Origin of the sequence: Shewanella seohaensis, from assembly GCF_023283775.1 — a bacterium.
Classification (GTDB): domain Bacteria; phylum Pseudomonadota; class Gammaproteobacteria; order Enterobacterales; family Shewanellaceae; genus Shewanella; species Shewanella seohaensis.
Map to the genome: position 1 here is coordinate 160,852 of NZ_JAKILE010000002.1, position 25,299 is coordinate 186,150.

The following is a 25,299-nucleotide window of genomic DNA, read 5'->3' on the forward strand; positions in this document are numbered from 1 at the left end:
TTTTTTTGCTAAAACAACGTATAATAACAGCAATTTGGTTAATTCCATTAGTTTTGGGAGCGATCTTTTTACTCCCCGTAGAGTACTTTGCTTGGGCCTTAGTGGCCGTGTTTCTGATCGCCGCTAAGGAGTGGGGCAGGATCATCGATAGTCAATGTGATGTGACTCAATGGAGTTTTACTTGCACCGTCGGTATTTTACTTATCGCGTTGAATTTAATTGTTCCCGCCGACACCATTTGGCTTAGGGGACAAATTCATCCTATCTATCTTGCCGTGATTGCCATCGGTGCATTCTGGTGGATAGTGTCACTGCTGTTGGTGGTGACTTACCCTAAAAGCGCCAAACTCTGGCAAAAGAACCCGATGCTAAAGTCCATGTTTGGACAACTCACCCTAGTGCCGTGTTTTGTGGCGCTGATTGCACTCAAATCCATTAGTTCGCAAATATCGCCTTACTACGGCGCATCATTGGTGTTACTGGTGATGCTGATTGTTTGGGCGGCCGATTCGGGCGCGTATTTTGTCGGTAAAGCGGTCGGCAAGACCAAGCTGATGCCGGCGGTGAGCCCAGCTAAAACTCTAGAGGGTTTATTGGGCGGCCTGATGACAACACTGATTGTTGTCGCTGGCGTGATGTATATTTCGCCTGAGCAGGAATTAGGGTTAGTGGTTGCGGTCACCATTTTCGTGGCACTGATTTCGGCGCTTGGCGATTTATCCGAGAGTATGTTTAAGCGTGCCGCCTGCATCAAAGACTCTGGCACGATTCTGCCTGGGCATGGTGGTGTACTCGATCGCATCGACAGCCTCACTGCGGCCTTGCCGGTGTTTACCTTAATCTACATTGCATTTTGGATGTAACGCTATGCAAAATATGGTGATTTTGGGCGCAACTGGGTCGATTGGTGCCAGCACTTTAAGTGTGATTTCGGCTAATCCCGATGCCTATCGTGTTTACGCTTTAGTGGCGAATGCGAGTGTCGATAAGATGCTTGCCCTGTGTGTAACCCATAGCCCCCAAGTCGCCCATATGGTCGATAGTCAGGCCGCATTAGCACTACAAGCCAAGCTTCCCCCTGAGCTTAATATCCAAGTCAGTAGCGGTGAGGATGAACTCATCGCCTTAGTCACAGCCGCTGAAGTGGATACTGTGATGGCCGCTATCGTCGGCGCAGCGGGGCTTGTGCCCACCTTAGCCGCCGTCAAGGCGGGTAAGCGGGTATTGCTTGCCAATAAAGAAGCCTTGGTGATGTCAGGTGAACTCTTTATTGAGGCCACCAAAGCCTCTGGCGCGACTCTATTGCCAGTTGATAGTGAGCACAATGCGATTTTCCAATGTTTACCCGAAGAGGTGCAGGCCAATTTAGGCCGCTGTGATTTAGCCGCATCGGGAATTTCCCATATTTTGCTGACCGGCTCGGGCGGCCCCTTCTTGACCGCTGAGCTTGCCAGCCTTGCGTCAATGACGCCAGCGCAGGCCTGTAAACATCCAAACTGGTCGATGGGGCCGAAAATTTCAGTCGACTCCGCCACTATGATGAATAAGGGCTTGGAGTTTATTGAAGCGCGCTGGTTGTTTAATACCCAGAAAGACCAATTAAAGGTGGTTATCCATCCACAGAGCGTTATCCATTCGATGGTGCAATACCGCGATGGTAGCGTCATTGCGCAAATGGGTAACCCGGATATGCGTACACCGATTGCACATTGTATGTCCTATCCACAAAGAATTAGCTCTGGCGTTGAACCTTTGGATTTTTTCAAAGTCGGACAGTTAAGCTTTTGTGAGCCGGACTTTAATCGCTTTCCTTGTTTGGCGTTAGCGATCGCCGCTTGTGCCCAAGGCCAAGAAGCGACTACGGTACTCAATGCCGCCAATGAAATCGCCGTGGAGGCATTTTTACAGGGGCAGATTGGTTTTACCCATATCGCTAAGGTGAATGAAGCTTGTTTATCATCAGTGCCTAAACGGACGATGACCAGCATCGATGATATTATCGCCCTCGATGCGCAAACGCGGATATATGCCCGCGAACAGTTAGCGAAATTGGCTTAATCCTCATTTGATGAGGAATAAGCCAATTTGACGATGACATAAGGAGTGGAATGTTAGATTTTTTGTGGAACTTAGGTTCGTTTATCGTTGCGCTTGGGCTGCTTATCACCGCCCACGAATACGGCCATTTCTATGTTGCACGCCGCTGTGGCGTGAAGGTTGAACGTTTTTCGATTGGTTTTGGTAAGGCGATTTGGCGCAAAGTAGGTCAAGATGGCACTGAGTACGTCATCGCCATGATCCCGTTAGGCGGCTATGTCAAAATGCTCGATGAACGAGTAGAAGACGTACCCGATGATTTAAAGGACCAAGCCTTTAACCGTAAAAGTGTATGGCAACGGATTGCGATTGTGGCCGCAGGTCCGATTGCAAACTTTATCTTTGCAATTATCGCACTGTATTTAATGTATTTAATTGGCGTGCCATCGCTCAAGCCTGTGATTACCTCAACCACACCTGGCACTGCGGCGGCGCAAATCCAAGTGAATGAGCCGATGCAAGTGACGGCGATTTCAGGCCAGCCTGTACGCAATTGGGAAGAAGTCAATTTAGCGCTAGTGGGCCATATTGGCGATGACAGCTTAACCGTCTCCCTCGCGCCGCTAAATGGTTTGCAGGGTTTAGATACCACGGCTCGCACTTATACCCTTGATACCCGCGAGTGGCGTTTCGACCCAGAAAAGGAGTCGCCGATTACGGCGTTGGGTCTGGGAGTGTATCGCCCTGCGATTGAGCCACAAATAGCGCTCATCAGCGAAGGCAGTGCGGCGGCTAAGAGTGATCTGAAAGTCGGCGATACTTTGGTTGCCATCAATGGGCAAAATTACACCGATTGGCAAGCTTTTGTTGACATTATTCAACATTCTGCCAATGTGCCTGTGGAGTTAACTGTGCGCCGTAATGGCGAGCAGTTTGCCATCTCTGTGACACCTGCGAGTGTTAAAAATAGCGATGACAAAGATATAGGCGTGCTTGGGGTGAGCCCTGCTCAGGCGCAATGGCCAGAGAATATGCGCCTACAACTCGAATATGGCCCAATCGATTCTTTCGCTATAGCAGTGGATAAAACATGGCAACTTGTTGCTGTGAGCTTTAAGATGATTGGCAAATTATTTACTGGCGATGTGTCAGTGAAAAACTTAAGTGGACCTATCTCAATCGCACAGGGTGCGGGCAATAGTGCAAACTATGGCTTGGTTTACTTTCTCGGTTTCCTCGCGCTTATCAGTGTCAATTTAGGCATCATTAACCTGCTGCCATTGCCTGTGCTCGATGGGGGACACCTGCTGTATTACTTCGTTGAGGTAATCACTGGTAAACCTGTGTCTGAAAAGGTACAGGAAATAGGATTCAGATTTGGGGCAGCATTGCTGCTGATGTTGATGAGCATCGCGCTCTTCAATGACTTTGCCCGACTCTGAGCAAGGACAGACTAATAATTAGAAGTGCTCTATGAGATTGAATAAACTTTTTGCCTCGATGTTATTCGTCGGTGCGTCGTTTTCAGGGACTGTGTTGGCGGATACTTTCCAACCCTTTGAAGTGACCGACATCCAAGTTGAAGGTTTGCAGCGAGTCGCACTGGGTGCTGCCTTGTTAAGCTTACCAGTGAAAGTGGGTGACACTGTTGACCAGTTAAAAATTCAACAAGCCATTAAAAGCCTGTATGCATCGACTAACTTTGAGAACATCTCAGTCAGTCATGATGGCGGTGTGTTGATTGTCAAAGTCACTGAGCGACCAACGATCAGCGCCGTGACCTTTGAAGGCAACAAAGACATTAAAGATGAGCAGTTACAGGAAAGTCTGGACGGCTCAGGCGTGAAAGTCGGTGAGTCCTTAGACCGTACTATGCTGACGGGCATCGAGAAGGGATTACAAGACTTCTACTACGGTGTGGGTAAATACGGTGCGAAAGTCGAAGCGCAGGTGATTAACTTGCCCCGTAACCGTGTCGAACTAAAATTCAAGTTCACCGAAGGTTTAGCGGCTGAAATTCGCCAAATTAACGTGGTTGGCAACAAAGAGTTTACCGATGCTGAGCTTATTGGCATGTTAGAACTCAAAGACTACGTGGCTTGGTGGGATCTGTTCGGTGAGCGTCGCTATCAGAAGCAAAAGCTGCAAGCCGACCTTGAAACCATTAAAACCTATTACCACAACAAGGGTTATATCCGCTTTGAAGTCACCTCGACTCAAGTGGCGATGACGCCTGACCGTAAAGGTTTGTATATCACCATCAACGTCAACGAAGGTGAGAAGTACAAGGTTAAAGACGTTAACCTCACCGGCGACTTAATGGGCCGTGAAGAGTTAATGAAATCGATTCTGCCAATTAAGGCGGGCGATATGTACAACGGCGGTGATGTGACCTTCACCGAAGAGATGTACAGCAAATACTTAGGTCGTTTCGGTTACGCTTACCCTGAAGTGAAAACCTACCCTGAAATTGATGATAAAACCAAGGAAGTGACTTTAAACATCAATATCAAACCGGGTAAACGTGTGTATGTGCGTTCGGTTAACTTCACTGGTAACACTGTCACTAAAGATGAAGTGATGCGCCGCGAACTGCGTCAGATGGAAGGGGCTTGGTTAAACTCGGCGCAGGTTGAGCAATCTAAAGCCCGTCTAAACCGTTTAGGCTTCTTCGAGACTGTTGATACCGAAACCATTCAAGTGCCAGGTACCGACGATTTAGTCGATGTGGCCGTGAAGGTCAAAGAGCAGCCATCGGGATCATTTAACGCTGGTGTCGGTTATGGTACTGAATCGGGCTTAAGTCTGCAGTTTGGTGTGCAGCAAAATAACTTCCTCGGTACGGGTAACCAAGCGGGCGTGAGTTTGAGCACCAACAAGTATTCTAAGAACGTTAACTTATCTTACACCGATCCTTATTGGACCAAAGATGGCGTGAGCTTAGGTGGCAGCGTTTACTGGAACGAGTTCGATGCGAATGAGGCTAACCTTGAGCGTTATAAAAACAGCTCCTATGGCGTGGCATTAAACTCAGGCTTCCCGATTAACGAATACAACCGTATTAATGGTGGTATTGGCTATCGTCATAACACGATTTCAGAAATCTCCGCCTACGAGCAGGCGCTGCGTTTCTACAATATCTACCGTGACGATGATCCAAATGCCGATCTAAGCTTCGATAACTTCGAGCTGAGCTTAGGCTGGTACCGCAGTACCTTAAACCGTGGCACCTTCCCAACGGACGGTTCGTCACAGCGTTTAAGCGGTAAGATGACAGTACCAGGCTCGGATCTGCAGTACTTTAAGACTGACTTCGATACTAACTATTATTTCCCCATCAACCGCAGCCACAGTTTTGTGCTTTTGGCGCGTGGTCGTTTAGGTTATGGCAACGGTTATGGTCAATTTAATGATAATGATCAAATCCTGCCTTTCTGGGAAAACTATTACTCGGGCGGTAGTACCTCACTGCGTGGCTTTAAGTCTAACTCGGTCGGCCCACGTTCATTCTACCTCTTCCGTGGTAGCGAGCCTTGTGCGCCGGATCCATCGGGTGACGGTTGTAGTTTACCGGGTGATCCAAACAGTATTCAGGTCAGTTCAGGTCGTTCTATCGGTGGTAACGCGATTGCAACCGCCAGTATGGAGTTGATTGTACCAACGCCATTCTTAGATGAGGCCTACACTAACTCTGTTCGTACCAGCTTCTTCGTCGATGCGGGTAACGTATGGGATACTGAGTTCGATTTCGCTAAGTATCAAACGCTGCCAGCGGAAGAATTTGATAAGTTACAGGACTACAGTGATCCTGGCCGTATCAGAGCGTCTTGGGGGTTAAGCTTACAGTGGCTGTCTCCTATGGGCCCAATGGTATTCAGCTTGGCATGGCCGATTAAAGAATACGAAGGCGATCAAACAGAGATCTTCTCGTTCAATATTGGCAAAACTTTTTAAAAGGCATACACTCGGCAGGTTTTGCTGAATATAACAAAGGTAACAAGGAGTCTATTTTGAACAAGATGGTAAACCGTGCCCTGGTGACGTTGGCTTTATTAGGTGCACCTTTAGCGGCGCAGGCAGAAAATATTGCGGTTGTTGATATGGGCGCTGTGTTTGAACAGTTACCTCAACGTGAGCAAATCTCCCAATCTCTGAAATCAGAGTTTGGTGATCGCATGGCTGAAGTTCAGAAAATGCAAGAAGAAATGCGCTCTCTGATGGAGAAGCAGCAACGTGACGGCGCGTTAATGAATGACACGCAAAAAACTGAGCTGGTTCGTAAAATGGAAGCGTTAAAATCTGAATATCAGCTAAAAGGAAAAGCTTTGGATGAAGACTTACGTCGTCGCCAAGGTGAAGAGCAAAACAAACTGTTAGTTAAGGTTCAAAAAGCCATTAATACTATCGCTGAAAAAGAAAAATACGATTTAGTTTTACAGCGCGGTGCCGTCATTTATGTTAAGCCAAATGCTGACATCAGTGGCAAAGTGGTTGAAGCCTTAAGCAAAGGCAAGTAATTAATGAAAAGTGTGACTTTAAAAGAGCTAAGCCTGTTATTAGATGGCGTTGTCCAAGGCGATGAAACGTTAGTGATCAACAGCGTTGCGACACTTGAACATGCCCAATCGGGTCAAATCTCTTTTTTAGCCAACAGCAAATACCGTGCTCAGCTTGAGTCAACTCAAGCGAGTGCGGTGTTATTGTCGGCTAAAGACGCGCAGGACTATTCAGGCACTGCGTTAGTCGTTAAAGACCCCTATGTGGGGTTTGCCCGTGTGGCTCAGTTTTTAGATACTACGCCCAAGGCGGCCGTAGGTATCCATCCATCGGCACAAATCGACTCTTCTGCCCAGTTAGGCGAAGGCGTAGCAATTGGTGCCAATGTGGTGATTGGCGCGAATGTGATCCTCGGCGAAAACGTGCAGATTGGTGCGGGCTCTGTGATTGGTCAAGACTCCATCGTAGGCTCTAACACTCGTCTGTGGGCCAATGTGACCCTCTATCATAATGTCCATTTAGGCCAAGATTGTATTATTCATTCCGGCGCAATTATTGGCTCCGACGGTTTCGGTTACGCCAACGAGCGTGGACAATGGATTAAAATTCCCCAAACCGGTGGTGTACGCATTGGCGATCGCGTCGAAATCGGCGCGAACTCAACCATTGACCGTGGCGCCTTAGGTCATACCGAGATCCACAACGGTGTGATCATCGACAACCAAGTACAGGTTGCCCACAACGATATTATTGGTGAAAATACCGCGATCGCTGGCAGCACGACCATTGCTGGCAGTGTGACAATAGGTAAACATTGTATTATTGGTGGTAACTGCGCGATTGCAGGCCACTTGACCATTGCGGATGGTGTCCATCTTTCTGGCGCGACAAACGTTACAGGTAACATGCGTGAGCCTGGTTTGTATTCTTCTGCGACAGTGGCAATGGAAAACAAAGTGTGGCGTAAAAATACAGTTCGCTTCCGTCAATTGGATGAACTGTTCCAACGCGTGAAGACGTTGGAAAAGAATTCAAATACACCAGAGTAATTGCCCCAAGGCAATTTTGAGGAACTAGGTTCGTGTCTAATCAAATGAACACTATGGATATTACGGAGATCCTTAAGTATCTACCCCATAGATATCCATTTTTATTAATCGATCGCGTTTTGGATTACACCCCAGGTGAGAGTCTCCATGCGATTAAAAACGTGACGATTAATGAACCCTTTTTCCAGGGACATTTCCCTGTTCAGCCTGTGATGCCCGGCGTGCTGATTTTAGAAGCCATGGCACAGGCTACTGGTCTGCTCGCGTTTAAGACCATGAGTGACGATGTACCGCCTCCTGGTGTGTTGTACTATTTTGCTGGTATCGATAACGCCCGTTTTAGACGTGTGGTTGAGCCCGGCGATCAAATCCATTTTGAAGTCAAAATGATTAAAGAGCGCCGCGGGATTGGCGTTTTCTATGGTGAGGCCAAAGTGGATGGTGAAGTGGTTTGTTCCGCTGAAATCATGTGTGCCCGCAGAGAGATTAATCAGTGATAGATACATTAGCGTTTGTGCATCCCGATGCAAAAATTGGTAAAAACGTCACCATTGGCCCATGGAGTTATGTGGGTGCGGGTGTCGAGATTGGCGACGATTGTTGGTTAAGCTCCCACGTAGTGGTGAAGGGCCCAACCATTATCGGTAAAGGCAACCGTATTTTCCAATTCGCCTCCGTGGGTGAAGAATGCCAAGATAAGAAATACGCAGGCGAGCCAACTCGACTCATTATTGGCGATAACAATATTATCCGTGAGCATGTGACCATTCACCGTGGTACGGTTCAAGATAATAGCGAAACCCGTATCGGCTCTAACAACCTGTTTATGAACTACGTGCATATCGCCCATGACTGTGTGGTCGGTAATAACGTGATTATGGCCAACAATGCGTCTATCGCAGGCCATGTGCATGTGGGGGACTGGGCGATTCTCGGAGGTATGACTGGCGTTCACCAGTTTGTGCATATCGGTGCCCACGCCTTTACCGCAGGTTGCTCGTTATTGCTACAGGATGTGCCCCCCTTTGTGATGGCGGCGGGACAACCTGCCATTCCTCGTGGCTTAAACAGCGAAGGTATGAAGCGCCGTGGATTCTCTAAGGAGAGCCAATTAGCGGTGCGCCGAGCCTATAAAACCTTATATCGCAGCAGTTTAACTGCTGATGAAGCGATTGAAGCGCTTGCCGAAGATGCGCAGAACGATGAGCAAGTTAAGTCGTTCATTGAGTTTGTTAAATCATCGGGTCGCGGCATTATTCGTTAAGAGTCTTAGACTCTACACTATGCCATTCATAGGCACTGCTCGTAATATTCTGCTTTAGACAATGCCATGGCAGAGATGCGCTGCGGTGCCATTTACTTGTCAGATATGATTGGTTTATGAGCAAAAAATCTCAATTAGTGTTTGCAATGGTCGCCGGAGAACTCTCCGGCGATATTTTAGGTGCAGGTTTAATGGCCGCACTGCAAAAAACACACCCCAACGCCCGTTTTGTCGGTATTGGTGGACCTCGTATGGAAGCCCTAGGCTTCGAATCCCTGTTCGCAATGGAAGAGTTAGCCGTGATGGGGATAGTCGAAGTGCTATCACGCTTGCCACGCTTACTCCATGTGCGCTCATCCCTGATTAAGTCCATCACCGAACTTAAGCCCGATTGTTTTATCGGTATCGATGCACCGGATTTTAATATCGGTCTTGAACTTAAGTTAAAGGCGCAGGGGATTAAAACTGTTCACTACGTGAGCCCTTCGGTATGGGCATGGCGGCCTAAGCGTATTTTTAAAATCGCTAAGGCCACCAATATGGTGCTGTCGTTATTACCCTTTGAGAAAGCTTTTTACGACAAGCATCAGGTGCCTTGTACCTTTGTCGGCCATACCTTGGCGGACGATATTCCGTTAGAGAGTGATAAGGCGAGCGCCCGTCAGTTGCTTGAACTCGATCCTGAGGCCGAATACCTCGCGATTTTACCCGGCTCACGTGGCGGCGAATTAAAGCAATTAGCCGAGCCCTTCGTGAAGGCAGCGCTACTTATCAAGCAGCAATTTCCCGATATTCGCTTTGTGACGCCTTTAGTGAATCAAAAGCGCCGTGAGCAGTTTGAGCAAGCGTTAACAGCGCATGCGCCGGATCTGGAAATCCACATGGTAGAAGGTAAGTCCCGTGAGGTGATGGCCGCTGCCGATGGTATTTTACTGGCGTCGGGCACGGCAACGCTTGAGGCCATGCTGATCAAACGTCCTATGGTCGTCGCCTATCGCGTGAGTCCGCTGACCTATCAGATAGCGAAAACCATGATGCAAGTGAATCGTTTCTCTTTGCCGAATTTATTAGCGGGGCGAGATGTAGTGCCAGAGCTTATCCAGCACGATTGCACGCCGGAGAAGATTGCCGAAGCGGTTGGTATTGAGCTGAACCGCGATTTTGCACCAATCAAAGCCGAGTTTGAGCGTTTGCACCAAATGCTGCGCTGCGATGCCAGTCAAAAAGCGGCTGAGGCGGTGTTAGCACTGGTCGATGCTAGGATGTGAACTAATGGCGGTATTTAAGACGTTAACCGACGCCGATATGGCCATCTTCTCAACAGGTTTAGTGGCGGGCGTGGATGAAGTCGGCCGTGGCCCTCTGGTTGGCGATGTAGTCACCGCTGCGGTGATCCTCGATCCCAATCGCCCCATTGTTGGTTTAAATGACTCCAAAAAGCTCACCGAGAAGCGCCGCGAGGCCTTGTTCGATGAGATTTGTGAAAAAGCCTTAAGCTATCATGTGGGGCGGGCAACACCTTCGGAAATCGATGAGCTGAATATCCTGCATGCCACTATGCTGGCGATGCAGCGCGCGGTTGCAGGGCTTGCTCGTGCGCCCGAGTTAGTTTTAGTCGATGGTAATCGCAGTCCGGCGTTTACGCACCAAGGGCTGTCTCTGACTAGTCATAGCATAGTCAAAGGTGATGGCCTGATTGCGAGTATCAGTGCGGCGTCGATTATTGCCAAAGTCACCCGCGATCGGGAGATGGATGCCCTCGATGCCGCTTATCCCCAGTATGGATTTGCCAAGCATAAGGGCTATCCGACTAAGGCGCATTTTGACGCCATTGCCGAGCACGGTGTGTTCGACCAATATCGTAAAAGTTTCAAACCCGTCAAGGCATTACTGGAGCGATAACACCGATTGGGTGTTTTCACTTCAGCTTGAGAGCGAAGTCACTAGCCCAAGGGCTGTGACTTTGTTAGTCTGCTTTTTTAGTGATTGTTAACCTGCTATCCAAAGATAATTCTAATTATGTCCGATCCTCGTTTTGTGCATCTTCGTGTCCACAGTGACTTCTCTATGTCCGACGGTGTGGCTAAGGTCAAACCCATCCTCGCCCAAGTTGAGGCGAAGGGCATGGCTGCAGTGGCCTTAACGGATCAAAACAACCTCTGTGGTCTGGTCAAGTTTTATGGTGGCTGCCATGGGGCGGGGATCAAGCCGATTATCGGCGCGGACTTTTGGATGCAAGTGCCGGGTTTTGATGGCGAGTTTTGTGCCTTAACCATTATTGCGATGAATAATGATGGCTATCAAAATCTCACCCAAATCATCAGCCAAGCCTATTTGCGTGGCCATGTTCAAGGGCGTGTGGTGATTGACCAAGAATGGCTTGTCACCTACAACGAAGGCATTTTACTGCTATCTGGCGGTCGGGAAGGAGACGTAGGTAAGGCACTACTTAAGGGCAACAATACCCAAGTTGAGTCCTTATGCGAGTTTTATCAACAGCATTTTGAAGGGCGCTATTACCTCGAATTGTTGCGCACGGGGCGCCCCGATGAAGAGCGTTACTTGCACATGGCGGTGGGACTGGCGCAGGAAAAGGGCATTCCCGTGGTCGCCACCAATCAGGTGGTGTTTTTAAAACCCGAAGACTTTGAATCCCATGAGATCCGCGTTGCGATCCACGATGGTTTTACGCTTGCCGATCCCCGCCGGCCTAAAAAATACAGCGAGCAGCAGTACCTTCGCAGTGAAGAGGAAATGTGCGAGCTGTTTGCTGACATTCCTGCCGCGCTCGAAAATACCGTTGAAATCGCCAAGCGTTGCAACGTTACCATTCGCTTATACGAATACTTCTTACCGAATTTCCCCACCGGCGATATGTCGATTGAGGATTTTCTAGTTGATTGCTCTAAGAAGGGGCTCGAAGAGCGTTTAGAGTTCTTATTCCCCGATCCACAAGTGCGCGCCGAGCGCCGCGGTGAATATGACGAGCGTCTCGATGTGGAGCTTAAGGTTATCAACCAGATGGGCTTCCCCGGTTACTTCCTTATCGTAATGGAGTTTATCCAGTGGGGTAAGGATAACGGCATTCCTGTGGGGCCTGGTCGTGGTTCGGGCGCGGGCTCGCTTGTGGCCTATGCCCTTAAGATTACCGACTTAGACCCCCTCGAATTCGACCTGCTGTTCGAACGTTTCTTGAACCCAGAGCGGGTATCTATGCCCGACTTCGACGTCGACTTCTGTATGGATAGACGCGATGAGGTGATTGACCACGTGGCCGAACTCTACGGCCGTGAGGCGGTATCGCAGATTATTACCTTTGGTACCATGGCGGCCAAGGCGGTTATTCGCGACGTGGGTCGTGTGCTCGGCCATCCCTATGGCTTTGTGGACCGCATTTCTAAGCTTATTCCGCCAGAGCCAGGCATGACACTTGCCAAGGCCTTTGAGGTGGAGCCTGCGCTGCAGGAGTCCTACGATGCCGATGAGGATGTGAAAGATCTTATCGACATGTGCCGTAAACTCGAGGGTGTTACCCGTAACGCCGGTAAGCACGCGGGGGGCGTGGTTATTGCGCCCACCAAGATCACCGACTTCTCGCCGCTCTACTGCGACGCCGAAGGTAAAAACCCGGTTACCCAGTTCGATAAGAACGACGTGGAAACCGCTGGCTTAGTCAAATTCGACTTCTTAGGGTTAAGAACCCTCACCATCGTCGACTGGGCGCTGGAGATGATCAACAAGGTGGAGGTTAAAAACGGCCGTCCACCGGTGCGGATTGAGGCGATTCCCCTAGACGATCCCGCTTCATTCCGCTTGTTGCAACGCTATGAAACCACTGCGGTATTCCAGCTCGAATCCCGTGGTATGAAGGATTTGATTAAGCGTCTGCAACCCGACTGCTTCGAAGATATGATCGCACTCGTGGCACTGTTCCGCCCGGGGCCTCTGCAATCGGGAATGGTGGATAACTTTATCGAGCGTAAGCATGGTCGTGAAGAGGTGTCTTACCCTGATTCTCAATACCAGCATGAATCCTTGAAGGAGCTGTTGTCGCCCACCTACGGCATTATTTTGTACCAAGAGCAGGTAATGCAGATTGCGCAGGTGCTATCGGGTTATACCTTAGGCGGCGCGGACATGCTGCGCCGTGCTATGGGTAAGAAAAAGCCCGAGGAGATGGCCAAACAGCGCGGTACCTTTAAAGAAGGGGCGATTAAGAACGGCGTCGACGGCGAGTTGGCGATGAAAATCTTCGACTTAGTGGAAAAGTTTGCGGGCTACGGCTTTAACAAATCCCACTCCGCTGCGTACGCGCTCGTGTCCTATCAAACCCTGTGGCTCAAGACTCACTTCCCGTCGCAGTTTATGGCGGCGGTAATGTCTGCCGATATGGACAACACAGACAAAATCGTCACCCTAGTGGATGAATGTGAGCGCATGGGACTCACTATTATTCCGCCGGATGTGAACAAAGGTCTGTTTAAGTTTACCGTCGATGACGATCTGCGTATCGTCTACGGCATCGGCGCCATCAAAGGTGTGGGTGAGGGGCCGGTTGAGTCCATTCTTGAGGCGCGTAAGGACGGCCCCTTTAAAGATTTATTCGACTTTTGCGCCCGTATCGATCTTAAAAAACTTAACAAGCGGGTGATTGAAAAGCTTATCTGCGCGGGTGCCTTAGATGCGCTTGGGCCGCACCGCGCCTCTATGATGGCCACCTTGCCTGAGGCGATAAGCGCCGCCGATCAGCATGCGAAGGCCGAGGCCATCGGCCAGCATGATATGTTTGGTCTGCTCAATAGCGACCCTGAGGACAGCAAGCAGCAGTTTGTCGAATGCACTCCGTGGCCGGATAAAATTTGGCTCGAAGGGGAGCGCGAGACCTTAGGTCTATATTTAACTGGTCACCCGATTAATCAATACCTTAAAGAGCTCAAGCATTACACTTCTGGGCGCTTAAAGGATGTGCATCCAACCGATCGCGGTAAAACTGTGAAGGCGGCAGGCCTTGTGGTTGCAACCCGGGTGATGCTCACTAAGCGTGGTTCAAAAATGGGCCTGCTGACGCTAGATGACAAGAGTGCGCGCCTCGAAGTGATGCTCTTTACCGAAGCCTTTGAGAAGTTTAACCATCTGCTCGAGAAGGACAGGATCCTGATCTGCGAAGGCGAAGTCAGCTTCGATGATTTTGCCGGTGGCAACCGTATGACGGCGCGCAACATTATCGATATCAGCGAGGCACGTAGCCACTTTGCCAGCGCTTTAGAAATCGATCTAGACGCTTCGCAGCTAACGCCTAGCGTGCTCGAAAGTATCGAGCAATCGATAAGCCCGTGGCGCAATGGTGCCGTACCCGTGGTGATTAACTACAGTCAAGCGCAGGCCAAGGGCCAATTTAGGTTGGCGGAACATTGGCGAGTGAACCCCAGCGATGAATTGGTGTTTGCCCTTGAGAGCCTGCTTGGGCCAAATAAGGTGCGGATTTTGTTCCCCTAATTGATAAGCTGACAAAGACTTGGGGTTGGTAGTGGATAATTGAGCATCAGCGAGTGATGGATTTTATAGGGTGAGTGCAATGGCGGCGATGGAACTGAGTGCCCATATAGCGCGATTTTTAGCGAGCTTACCGCAGCAAGCGGGGAGCAAGTTAGTCCTTGCTTACAGCGGCGGCGTCGATTCCGAAGTGCTCGCCTACGGTTTGAGCGAATTCGCCAAACATCACCCCGAGTTATATTATCAACTGATTTATGTGCACCATGGTTTGAGCCCTAATGCCGATGCTTGGGCCGAGCACTGCCAAACTCGCGCCGCCAGCTATGGTTTGCCAATCACGGTCGAGCGGGTGCAACTGACCCTAGGGCCGAGAGTGAGTGTTGAAGCCGAGGCACGAAAAATGCGTTATCAGGCGATATTGCAGCACCTTAAGCCTCAGGATGTGCTGCTGACCGCCCACCATGAAGATGACCAACTCGAGACGATTCTACTCGCCCTCAAACGCGGTCAGGGCCCCAAAGGATTAGCCGCCATGGGGCAAATCCAAATGCTCTCACTCGGCGAGAAGGGGGCTTGCCTGCAAGCGCGTCCCTTACTCGATATTAGCCGTGAGCAGATTGAAGCTTTTGCCCAAACGCAGCAGTTAGTGCATATCGAAGATGAAAGTAATCAAGACGATAAATACGATCGTAACTTTTTACGCCTCGAGATTATCCCACGCCTAAAAGCACGTTGGCCCAGTATCGCCACCACCGCAAGTCGCAGCGCCCAGCTTTGCGCCGAGCAGCAGGCCATAGTGGATGCCGAGGTGAGTGAGCGTTTACCTAAGCTGTTAACCGAGGCGCCCTTTACCCAGCAAACCGTGCTTAAGCTTGATGCGCTCTCTACGCAAACCAGCGAATGGCAAGGATTACTGCTGCGGGGCTTTATCGAATCCCAAGGTTTTGCTTTGCCTTCCTATGTACAGCTACAGCAAATTCTGCAGCAGTTAATGGGGGCAAAAGAGGATGCCAAAGTGCAGCTTCAGATTGGTGACTGTCTGCTGCGCCGCTTTGCTGGCACGCTTTATCTGGATACGCTAAGCACCGCATCCACCGCGCCGCGAATCACAGCGCGCGAACTGCATCAAGATATTCTGGCTTTACTGACTCAAGCATCAACAATGGTTGAAGATAAAATGGCGCCATTTACCTTAGCGACCATGGGGCCTCGGCTGCGATTACCCAATGCGGATGAGGTGGTGAGCTTGCGTTATCAGCTGCCGGGACAATTTCGCTGTCAGCCGCATTTTCGCGATAAAGGGCGCGAGCTAAAAAAACTCTGGCAAGAATGCGCTGTGCCGCCATGGTTACGTGCTGAGGTGGGGTTCTTGTTCTATAACGAGCGTTTAGTGATGGCGCTGGGACTCTGGGTCGAAAAGGCATTTTGTGCCCAAGGGGATGACGTCGGGCTTAAGTTTGATGGGCAGGCTATCGGATAGCAAAGTCTATTTGCCATGCTTTATCGCCAGTGAGCAGCATCCATGCTCGATTAAGACAGTTGGGTTGGGCTTAACTTGTAGCAATTACGGCCCGAAGCTTTGGCTTGATATAAGGTTTTATCCGCTTGCTCATAGAGTTGTTCAGCTTCCATGGTGTCGCTCGCCTCAGCCGCCCCGAGGCTACTGCTCACGCCAAATTGATGGAAGCTTGCATGGGCATTGGTCGCCGTGACAATACGTTCGCACAGTAAGCCCGCTGCATGAATATTACCTTGCACTATCACCACAAACTCGTCGCCCCCAATACGGAAAGCCTGATCGGTACTGCGGATACTGCTGCGGATAATGTCTCCAAACTCTTTCAAAATATAATCACCGCATTTGTGACCATATCTATCGTTAAGTTGCTTAAAATTATCCAAATCCAATACGATAAGTGACACCGCGCCCTGCTTTCTGTGGGCTCTGGCCACCGCATTTTTTAAACTTTGAGTGTAATAATGACGATTGCCAAGGCCTGTTAGGGAATCGAACATCGCCTGCATCGACATCTCTTGATACTGCATGGCATTTAATAATGGTTGCAGCAGCAAGGGCTCAATCTCTTGCAGGATAATGGTTTGCGAAGGCGTGAGCGGCGTCAGCAGTTGATACTGCAGTGTCAGTGGGGTGCCGCCACAGATGATCTGTCGTTTAAGACTGATCCCATAACGCTTACCCCAACTTAATTTTTGTTGTTCTGCTTGCAGGCGAACACCTTGGACGGGCAGATGTTGTCCTAGCACTTTGCCGTAGCAGGCAAAGACTGTCCGCGGATCTAAGCTCGCGTGCAGCTGCTGGATCACTTGCACTAAATCCAGTGGCGTAGATGCAGGACTGTATGCCTCTGTTTGATAGTTATATTCATCAGGATATAAGGTTGTCGCTAAGCCAAAGTCCATTATGATTACCCCAGCAAATGAAATGGCGATAAAAACTGTTACCTTGGTTAAGCAATATGTGTGCCGTGTTGTTTGCTAATAAAATTTGTCTTTGTATGTCACTCAGTTAAGCTTAAAGCGCACTCCCATATTTTTGACACGCCAGTTATTTGACAGGAGTTATCTCGCCTATGGAGCATGGTTTCTTAATCCAGATACTGCTGATGCTAGTGATTGCGATCGTTGCGATTGCCTTGCTGCGGCGTATCGGCTTGCCGGCGATTTTGGCGTATTTATTAACCGGTGTGGTGAGTGGGCCCAGTGGGTTCCATTGGTTTACCCAGCAGCAAATGCAGTCCGTCGCCGAGCTTGGGGTCGTGCTCTTGATGTTTACACTGGGACTCGAGTTTTCGGTCCCTCGGCTGTGGGCCATGCGCAGAACCGTATTTGGATTAGGTAGCGCGCAGGTGGTGGTGACCACAGTGTTGACTATGTTGATTGCGTTAGCTTGCGGCTTGAATGGCGTAGAATCTCTGGTCATCGGCGCAGCGATTGCACTTTCTTCCACCGCGATTGTACTCAAGCTACTTAACGAGCAGGGCTGGCTAAGGCGTCGCCATGGTGAGCTGTCGGTCAGTGTGTTGTTATTTCAGGATTTAGCCGTCGTTCCTCTGCTTATTTTGCTGCCATTGCTCGGGCAGAATGATGAGCCCTTGATGTTAGCGGCAATCGCCTTGGCGCTGCTGAAGGGGATTCTTGCTTTCTTCTTGCTGATGGCCTTAGGCAAATGGGCCTTACCTCGACTGTTTGATGAGGTGGCAAGATCCCGCTCCAATGAACTCTTTGTACTCTCGACGTTGGTAGTGGCCTTAGTCACGGGGGCTTTTACCCAGTGGTTAGGCTTGTCTATGGCACTAGGGGCATTTATGGCGGGAATGCTACTTGGCGAGAGTCAGTACCGCCGCCAGCTTGAGGCGGATATTCGGCCGTTTCGCGATTTACTCATGGGGCTGTTTTTTATCTCCATCGGTATGATGCTCGATTTCGCACTCGTTATTCAATTTTGGTGGCAGATTTTACTTATTCTGCTGGCGGTAGTCGTTGGCAAGGCGCTGATTATCCATGGCTTATTGCGACTGGTCGGAGAGCCTTTTCGGATTGCCATCAGCACGGCCTTGAGTCTGGCACAGGTCGGTGAATTCAGTTTTGTAGTGTTAGCCCTTGCGGTAAGTTATGGGCTATTGAGTAACGAGACCAGCACTATGTTGGTAATGGTCGCGGTATTGTCTATGAGCATTGCCCCTTGGTTGGTGCGCCATAGCGTGGATATTGCCAAGTGGCTGTTGGGGATCCGCCAGTCTGGGCATGTGGATGAAGTGGTGCCTATTATTACCGAGGATCACGATCTGGTGCTGATTTTAGGTTACGGCCGGGTTGGTCAAACCATAGCCCGGTTTTTAAAGACAGAAGCCGTGCCTTATTTAGTGCTCGATCTTGATCCCACTCGGGTGTCTGAGGCGCGCCGTGCGGGGGAGCCGATTTATTTTGGCGATGTGTGCAAGCGGGCGATCCTTAAGCAAGTGGGGATTAAACACGCCAAAATGATCGTGATCACCTTCTGTGAGACCCGCAGTTTAGAAGAAGCCTTACCCCTGTGTAAGCAGTTGGCGCCCGACGCCAAAATACTGGTCAGAACCCGCGATGACAGTGAATTAGATATGCTGCAAAAGGCGGGGGCGAATCAGGTGATCCCCGAATCCCTCGAGGGCAGTTTGATGTTGGTCTCGCAGGTGCTGCATCAATGTGGTGTGCCGCTGGCACGGATCCTCAAGCGACTGGAGTCGGAGCGGCGCAATCATTATCAATTTTTACACGGTTTCTTTTCGGGTACCGAAACGGATTTTACCTTAGAGTCGCTGCATGCCGTGTTGTTACACCGCGGCGCGGATGCCGTGGGCAAGCAAGTTGCCGATATCGATTGGGAATTGCTTCGGGTAGAGTTAAGAGCCATCCGCCGCAGCGGCGCCGAAGTTGAACATCCTGAGCAGGATTGGGTATTTCGCGCAGGTGATATTTTACTGATTGTGGGTAAACCTAGAAGATTAGAAAAAGCGGAAGCGAAATTATTACATGGCTAGGGCGTGTTGACGTTTCAGGGTTATTTTTGCAGCAATGTGGCTGGCTTTTATGCAAGGCAAAGTCCGTGCAGTGTAGTTATTCTACATAAACGGACGATAACGCAGCAAAAAAGCCAGCCAAATGCTGCCCGAAGGGTTCGTCTGGCAAGCCCTTGCTCTTTGTCACTCGTCATTTGAGTAGAATAACTACACATCATTCCTCGTTTCGCGAGCACGAGCTTGCCAGAACGAACAAAATTTAATCTCGAAACGTCAACACGCCCTAGTAGAGTTTACGACTAGGTAAAAAAACGAGAATTCCCAAAAGACACCAATAAAAAATGCCGACACTGAGTCGGCATTTTTGTCTGTAAACTTGTTGTTAATTAATCCCTTACGGGAGTTTAATTACAGAACAACAACGTTCGCAGCTTGAGGACCTTTTTGACCTTGTTCGACTTCGTAAGAAACCTTTTGGCCTTCGGCTAAAGTTTTAAAGCCTTCAGATACGATTGCGCGGAAGTGAACGAATGCGTCAGCGCCACCGTTATCAGGGGAAATAAAACCAAAACCTTTGTCTTCGTTAAACCATTTTACTATACCAGTAGTTTTAGACATGAATGTCTCCAAATTTTTATCAAAAATAATTCGCAACAATGCGGGACTTTAGCCAGAAATAGAATTATTTACATCGATGATAAGTTATGAGTGGAAAGCTTCATGACAGCAAACAAATTGCAGGATACAGCGAAGGTTTTCAAAAACATAATATTGCTTATAAATAGGTCTGACTCACAGGCCAAGACGCAGAATAACATACGCTGACTTTTTGTATAGCTTTATTTTTAATAAGGGCTTTCATATTTGAGTTTTTATGAAAAGTTATTGAAAAAATAAATATTTTTACTTTACGTATTCATGAGGATAGCAGTTTTCGGCATCCATAAGTCCTAAGTGAAAATAATTTATTAGCCAGACTCATTGTGGCAATAAAATCGCTTTTAATCTTCTCGCGGAGAATGGGTTTGTTGTCATCTTTCGTTACTTTATTAAATTGTTGTTGATTTTTGGTAGTGGTATTGTTTTCGCTCGGGATATTGTCCCATTGATGCTGATAATAACGACCAGTGGAGCGTGAATATTGAAAACGGTATTAAAACGAATTGGACTTGGCACACTCGCCATCGTGCTGTTGCTCGGGGCGCTCGCCGCCCATGAATGGTTTGCGAAAAAGCCTTTTTTCTTCCGTGCGTTTTTAGATAGAAGCATGGTCAAAATGGCATTCGAAAGCCCAGAGACCTTAACCTCCTTGGGATTTTTAGAATCCGTTGGCATCACTGGTCACAATGCCTTGCTCGACGATGATAGCCCTGCGGCCATGGATAAAACCTTTACCCAAGTCCGTGCCTTAAGGGATACCTTACTCAGCTACCAAGATACCGATCTGGATGATAATCAGCGCATTTCGAAGGACATCGCACTGTATCTGGCGGATTTTGCCTTGGCATCTGAACCCTATCGTTATCACAATTATCCAGTAAATCAGTTGTTTGGTGTGCAAAATGGTTATCCAAGCTTTATGCAGGCGCAGCACCAAGTTCACTCGGTTGAAGATGCTGAAAACTACCTATCACGCTTAATTGCGATGAAGACTAAATTTGGCCAAACCCTAGAAGGACTGAAGCTTCGAGAGGCTAAGGGCATTATTCCGCCTAAGTTTGTGATTGAGCGGGTGCTAACCGAGATGAATGACTTCATCAACGCGCCCGTCGAAGACAATATTCTCTATAGCTCCTTTAAGACTAAGCTCGCCGACACGCAAATCAGTGCCGATGAACAGGCGCGTTTGCTCGCGCAGGCAAAAGCCAATATCGAGTCCGACGTTAAACCGGCATATCGACTCTTTATCGATTACTTCACGGCGTTACAGGCCAAAGCAGGCACGGACGATGGTTATTGGGCCTTGCCGAATGGTGATGTGGCCTACGAGCAGTTGTTGAAGTTTTTTACCACCACAAATTACAGCGCCGATGAAATCCATGCTAAGGGATTAGCCGAGGTGAGCCGTATTCAGGACGAAATCATGACGATTTTGGCCGCGCAGGGATACGACACCAGCCAAGGATTCTCGGTGGCAATCGAAGCGCTGGCCGCCGATCCAAAGTTCTATTATGAAGATTCAGATGCAGGCCGAGCGCAGATCTTAGTGGATTACCAAAAAATCCTCGATGAAGTGAATGCGGGCTTAGACAATGCCTTCCGTATTCGCCCTAAAGCGGGAATGGAAGTGGTGCGCATTCCTGAATTTAAAGAGAAAACTGCACCGGGCGCTTATTATCAGCAGCCGGCGATTGACGGTAGTCGTCCGGGACGTTTCTACGCCAACCTGTTCGACATCAAAGCGACCCCTAAATACGGCATGCGCACCTTGGCTTACCATGAGGGCATCCCTGGGCATCACTTCCAAATCGCGGTGGCGATGGAGTTAGAAGGACAACCGCTGATCCGCAAGATGGCGCCGTTTACGGCCTATATCGAAGGTTGGGCACTCTATTCTGAACGTTTAGCCTGGGAACTCGGTTTTCAGCAAGATCCCTTCGACAATATCGGTCGCTTACAGGCGGAGCTGTTTCGGGCCGTGCGCCTGGTTGTCGATACGGGAATTCACCATAGCCGCTGGACCCGTGAGCAAGCCATTGACTATATGAAACAAAACACTGGTATGTCCGACCGCGACGTGACTGCAGAAATCGAGCGTTATATCGTTATGCCCGGCCAAGCGACGGCCTATAAGGTGGGCATGATGAAAATTCTCGAGCTGCGGGAAAAAGCCAAACAAGCCCTAGGTGATAAATTCGATTTACGGGATTTTCACGATGTAGTGCTGAAAAATGGTGCCGTTCCCTTAGATATTCTAGAAAAATTAGTGGACCGTTATATCGCCGAAAAACGCAGCCAAGCCTAAGCTTGCGTAAGCTAACGACCCGCAGCTGAGCCTGCGGGTATGTTATCCGGCTCTCGTATGTGAGTCCTATTCTGGCTTTCCCCATTCGGTTTCAATACAATTCTCCCTTACACGTTGATAAATGCCTTAGACAATCATGGTTTATTGTCCGTCGAGGTATTTTTGAGTTTCAAGGTTTTGCAGATGAATCGCTTGTCCCCCCAAGAGCCAATCCAATTGACTCAAACGGCTATTGAGTCCTTATTCACGCCGCCGACACTGATGCGCGCCCGTGATTATGTGATGCAGGGGAGGGTGTTAAGCGCGAAAGCCAATGCCGATTTTCGCCATATCGAAGGCACAGTCACGGGCACGGAAACCACGCCCTATCGTCAGGATATTCGTCTGGTCAGTGTCAATCATAAGCTAGTGATGAATGGCTTTTGTTCCTGCCCTGCTAGCGGTAACTGCAAGCATATGGCCGCGGTGCTCTACAGTCTGCTTACGGATAAGACCGTTGAGGACCAACGTATTGCCCAGTGGTTACACCTGCTCGATGAAGCCGATGACCCCAATGTGAATGATGTCGAATCCCTCTACGATGACAGGGTGCTGTATATCCTTTCAAAGGACGATAACGGGGTGTTTATCGAGCTTAGGCGTGGCAAGCTTGGCAAGAAGGGTGGTTACAACAAGGGCACTAAGATTGCGCTCTCGGACGTGCAATATTATATGCCCGCTTGGATTGGCGCCGAGGATGTGCTGATCTTAAATCTTATCATGTCGACCAGACGCCACGGCGCATCGCGCCTGTATCTTAAGGCGCAGCTAGGGGCGGTAGCGATTGAGAAAATGCTCGCCACCGAGCGCTGTTTCTGGGAGGAGAGCCGCCTCGCATTAACTGCAGGTGAGGCCATTACACCGCAATTTCTCTGGCAAGATATCGACAGCGAACACAAGCAAATGCGCCTCGTATTACCCGAGCGGGATAACTGGGAACTCGTGCCGACAGAGCCGCCTTACTATATCGAGCTGGATTATTTTCATATTGGCGCTATCGATACCGACATTAGCGTCGATAAGCTGCGGCTACTTAGCCAAATGCCGCCCGTGCCGAGCACTCAGGTTGAATTGGTGAGCCATCGACTGATCAAGCATTTTTCGGCGCGTACTGTGCCGCCGCCAAGTGCGATTGATTTTGTCGAGCTAAGAGATGAGTTACAGCTTCGTTTGACGCTTAAGGTCGTCCCCGCAGCCACAATGCCACCTGGCAGTACTCTGTCAGCAGCAACGGAGACTCGCATCGCCCAGCCTTATCTGGCGCTGGAGTTTGTCTACGGGGATCTCGTCTTAAGTGGCAATGCTGCCAAAGAAGCATTAACCCTAGTGACTCAAGGCGGCACTACCTATCAAATTAACCGCGCGCTTGAAGAAGAGCTGCAAGCCGTATCAAAGTTGCAAACCCTAGGCTTTAGCCGCTTTTCCTTGGAGGGCGCTGTAAATGGGGCTTCCCTCTGGAGCTTAGGTCACTTGCCCGATGCGATTCACGAATGGCTAGCGTTTATCGATGAAGAAGTCCCAAAATTACAAACTCAAGGCATCGAGGTGCGATTTGTCCCAGAATTTAGCCTTAAGGTGGTTGATACGCCGTTAACGGTTGAGCTGGATGACAGCCAAGAGGGCTGGTTCTCCCTGTCGTTGCATGCCGATATCAATGGTCAACGCTTGCCTATGTTGCCGCTGGTGGCCACTTGGTTAAAACAACATGGTGAGCCGGCCGATGATGCCGAGTTATTGCTACCTAGCCCCTCTGGCGAATGGCTTAAAATTAAAGCCAGTGTTATCAAGCCATTAATGAGCATTATTCAAGAGTTGTTTGAGCAGCATCGCGGCCACAGTATCGCCTTACCTAAGTACCGTGCGCATTTACTCAATGAATTAGCCGAAAGTGAGATAAGCCTGCTCAATGGTGAAAGGGTGCGTCAACTCGCGACAAAGTTAGCCGAATTTTATGGTGTGGTTGCGGTCAGCGCGCCGACAGGACTGAATGCACAGCTGCGGGCTTATCAGCAGCAGGGCCTAAATTGGCTTTGTTTTTTAAAGGAATACCAACTCGGTGGCATCTTAGCCGACGACATGGGGCTTGGGAAAACCATTCAAACCTTGGCATTTCTGTTAAAGCAGCAGGAGGCTAAATTAGCAGGGCAACCAAGACTGCCGAGCCTGATTATTTGCCCAACCAGTTTAGTGGGGAACTGGGCGAAGGAGGCGGCCAAGTTTGCGCCGTCGTTAAGTTTGGCGGTGATCCATGGCGCCCAGCGTGGGCCGCTGTTATCGCGATTAAGCGAGTTTGATGTCGTCGTCACAACTTATCCCCTTATGGTGCGGGATTACGATTATTACCAGACTCAGCCGTTTGAGCATATCGTGCTCGATGAGGCGCAGCAGATTAAAAACGCCCAAGCCAAAGTGAGCCAGCAAATTAAGGCGTTGCAAGCGCCGTTTAGACTCTGCCTTACCGGCACCCCCCTTGAGAATCATTTAGGTGAACTCAAGTCATTGATGGATTTTTGTTTACCGGGACTCTTGGGAACAACGGCCTATTTCAATAAGGCGTTTCGTTATCGGATTGAGCGTTATGGCGATGGCGAGCAAGCGAAGGTGTTGAGTCAACGTATCGCCCCCTTTGTGTTAAGGCGAACCAAGGCCGAGGTGGTGACTGAGCTGCCGCCTAAAACCGAGATCTACCAAACCCTCGAGCTTGAAAAAGATCAGCGTAATCTATACGAAAGTATTCGCCTGAGTATGGAGAAAAAAATTCGAGAATTATTTGCAAGCCAAGGCGTGGCGGGCAGCCATATCGAGTTTTTAGATGCCTTACTCAAATTGCGCCAAGCCTGCTGCGATCCGCGATTAGTCAAACTCGAACAGGCGCAAAAGGTTAAGAATAATGCCAAGCTAAACTGGCTGAGCCAAAACCTGCCGGAAATGGTGCAGGAAGGTCGCAAGATTTTAATCTTCAGCCAATTTACCAGTATGTTGCTGTTAATTGAGGAATTGCTGCAATCCCTCGACATCGACTATAGCAAACTGACGGGGCAAACACGGTTGCGTCAGGGGCAAATTGATAAGTTCCAAGAAGGCGATACGCCAGTATTTTTAATCAGCTTAAAGGCGGGGGGCACAGGGCTTAATCTCACCGCGGCGGATACGGTTATCCATTACGATCCTTGGTGGAATCCGGCGGCAGAAAAGCAAGCGACAGACAGGGCGCACCGGATTGGCCAAGAAAATCCAGTGTTCGTCTACAAGCTGATTGCCGAAGGCACGGTCGAAGAGAAAATCCAAGAAATGCAGCAGCATAAGCAAGGTTTAGCAGATAGTATTCTCGAAGGAAAAGGCAAAGGCGCGTGGCAAGGCAGTGCCGATGAATTGCTCTCGCTATTCCACTAGCTGAGTTAAGGAACGTTAACCGACTAATGGTTAACGCATACAGAT

17 protein-coding genes are annotated in these 25,299 nt (G+C 49.4%); 15 read left to right on the top strand and 2 right to left on the bottom strand.

Going from position 1 to position 25,299, the window contains the following annotated elements; translation table 11 throughout:
• The first annotated feature begins 5 nt into the window (after positions 1-5).
• The 12 genes from L2713_RS02890 to tilS all read left to right on the top strand — a co-directional run bounded on the left by L2713_RS02890 (position 6) and on the right by tilS (position 15,820).
• Positions 6-863: a phosphatidate cytidylyltransferase gene (locus L2713_RS02890; RefSeq protein WP_011623388.1), complete on the top strand. Its 858-nt coding sequence runs from the start codon at positions 6-8 to the stop codon at positions 861-863.
• 4 nt (positions 864-867) lie between these two features.
• A complete protein-coding gene (ispC, locus tag L2713_RS02895) occupies positions 868-2,058 on the top strand; it encodes a 1-deoxy-D-xylulose-5-phosphate reductoisomerase (protein WP_248966862.1) in 1,191 nt (396 codons plus the stop codon).
• A 50-nt stretch (positions 2,059-2,108) separates the two neighbouring features.
• Positions 2,109-3,479, top strand: a complete 1,371-nt coding sequence (rseP, locus tag L2713_RS02900; RefSeq protein ID WP_248966864.1) for a sigma E protease regulator RseP — start codon at positions 2,109-2,111, stop codon at positions 3,477-3,479.
• 31 nt (positions 3,480-3,510) lie between these two features.
• Positions 3,511-5,991, top strand: coding sequence for an outer membrane protein assembly factor BamA (gene bamA / locus L2713_RS02905; RefSeq protein WP_086902375.1), 2,481 nt, complete (start codon positions 3,511-3,513; stop codon positions 5,989-5,991).
• A gap of 65 nt (positions 5,992-6,056) precedes the next feature.
• Positions 6,057-6,554: an OmpH family outer membrane protein gene (locus L2713_RS02910; RefSeq protein ID WP_011623384.1), complete on the top strand. Its 498-nt coding sequence runs from the start codon at positions 6,057-6,059 to the stop codon at positions 6,552-6,554.
• A 3-nt stretch (positions 6,555-6,557) separates the two neighbouring features.
• Entirely contained in the window at positions 6,558-7,583 is a 1,026-nt protein-coding gene (lpxD, locus tag L2713_RS02915) for a UDP-3-O-(3-hydroxymyristoyl)glucosamine N-acyltransferase (RefSeq protein WP_109285350.1), read from the top strand.
• Positions 7,584-7,615: 32 nt separating this feature from the next.
• The gene (gene fabZ / locus L2713_RS02920) at positions 7,616-8,080 is read left to right on the top strand and encodes a 3-hydroxyacyl-ACP dehydratase FabZ (protein WP_041412686.1); all 465 of its coding nucleotides are present in this window, start codon (positions 7,616-7,618) and stop codon (positions 8,078-8,080) included.
• Positions 8,077-8,847 carry an acyl-ACP--UDP-N-acetylglucosamine O-acyltransferase gene (gene lpxA / locus L2713_RS02925; RefSeq protein WP_248966866.1) on the top strand — a complete coding sequence of 257 codons (771 nt, stop codon included), beginning with the start codon at positions 8,077-8,079 and terminating at the stop codon, positions 8,845-8,847. The genes fabZ and lpxA overlap by 4 nt, the downstream gene beginning before the upstream one ends.
• 116 nt (positions 8,848-8,963) lie before the next feature.
• Positions 8,964-10,115 (top strand): lipid-A-disaccharide synthase, encoded by a 1,152-nt coding sequence (gene lpxB / locus L2713_RS02930; protein ID WP_248966868.1) that lies wholly within the window; start codon positions 8,964-8,966, stop codon positions 10,113-10,115.
• A gap of 4 nt (positions 10,116-10,119) precedes the next feature.
• Entirely contained in the window at positions 10,120-10,749 is a 630-nt protein-coding gene (gene rnhB, locus L2713_RS02935; RefSeq protein ID WP_248966870.1) for a ribonuclease HII, read from the top strand.
• Positions 10,750-10,866: 117 nt separating this feature from the next.
• Positions 10,867-14,343, top strand: a complete 3,477-nt coding sequence (dnaE, locus tag L2713_RS02940) for a DNA polymerase III subunit alpha (protein ID WP_248966872.1) — start codon at positions 10,867-10,869, stop codon at positions 14,341-14,343.
• Between the two features lie 79 nt (positions 14,344-14,422).
• Positions 14,423-15,820, top strand: coding sequence for a tRNA lysidine(34) synthetase TilS (gene tilS / locus L2713_RS02945; protein WP_248966874.1), 1,398 nt, complete (start codon positions 14,423-14,425; stop codon positions 15,818-15,820).
• A gap of 50 nt (positions 15,821-15,870) precedes the next feature.
• Here tilS and dgcS read toward each other — a convergent pair whose 3' ends face one another.
• Positions 15,871-16,761, bottom strand: a complete 891-nt coding sequence (gene dgcS / locus L2713_RS02950) for a diguanylate cyclase DgcS (protein WP_086902381.1) — start codon at positions 16,759-16,761, stop codon at positions 15,871-15,873.
• Positions 16,762-16,931: 170 nt separating this feature from the next.
• Here dgcS and L2713_RS02955 point away from each other — a divergent pair, with 170 nt between their 5' ends.
• Entirely contained in the window at positions 16,932-18,878 is a 1,947-nt protein-coding gene (locus L2713_RS02955; protein ID WP_248966876.1) for a monovalent cation:proton antiporter family protein, read from the top strand.
• Between the two features lie 387 nt (positions 18,879-19,265).
• Here the strand turns inward: L2713_RS02955 and cspE are convergent, their stop codons facing one another.
• Complete coding sequence (gene cspE, locus L2713_RS02960) at positions 19,266-19,475, bottom strand: transcription antiterminator/RNA stability regulator CspE (RefSeq protein WP_011623374.1); 210 nt, start codon at positions 19,473-19,475, stop codon at positions 19,266-19,268.
• 523 nt (positions 19,476-19,998) lie between these two features.
• Between cspE and L2713_RS02965 the strand changes: the two genes are divergently transcribed.
• Together L2713_RS02965 and L2713_RS02970 are read left to right on the top strand one after the other, a co-directional pair.
• Positions 19,999-21,822 carry a DUF885 domain-containing protein gene (locus L2713_RS02965; protein ID WP_248966878.1) on the top strand — a complete coding sequence of 608 codons (1,824 nt, stop codon included), beginning with the start codon at positions 19,999-20,001 and terminating at the stop codon, positions 21,820-21,822.
• A 183-nt stretch (positions 21,823-22,005) separates the two neighbouring features.
• Complete coding sequence (locus tag L2713_RS02970; RefSeq protein WP_248966880.1) at positions 22,006-25,254, top strand: DEAD/DEAH box helicase; 3,249 nt, start codon at positions 22,006-22,008, stop codon at positions 25,252-25,254.
• Positions 25,255-25,299: the final 45 nt, after the last annotated feature.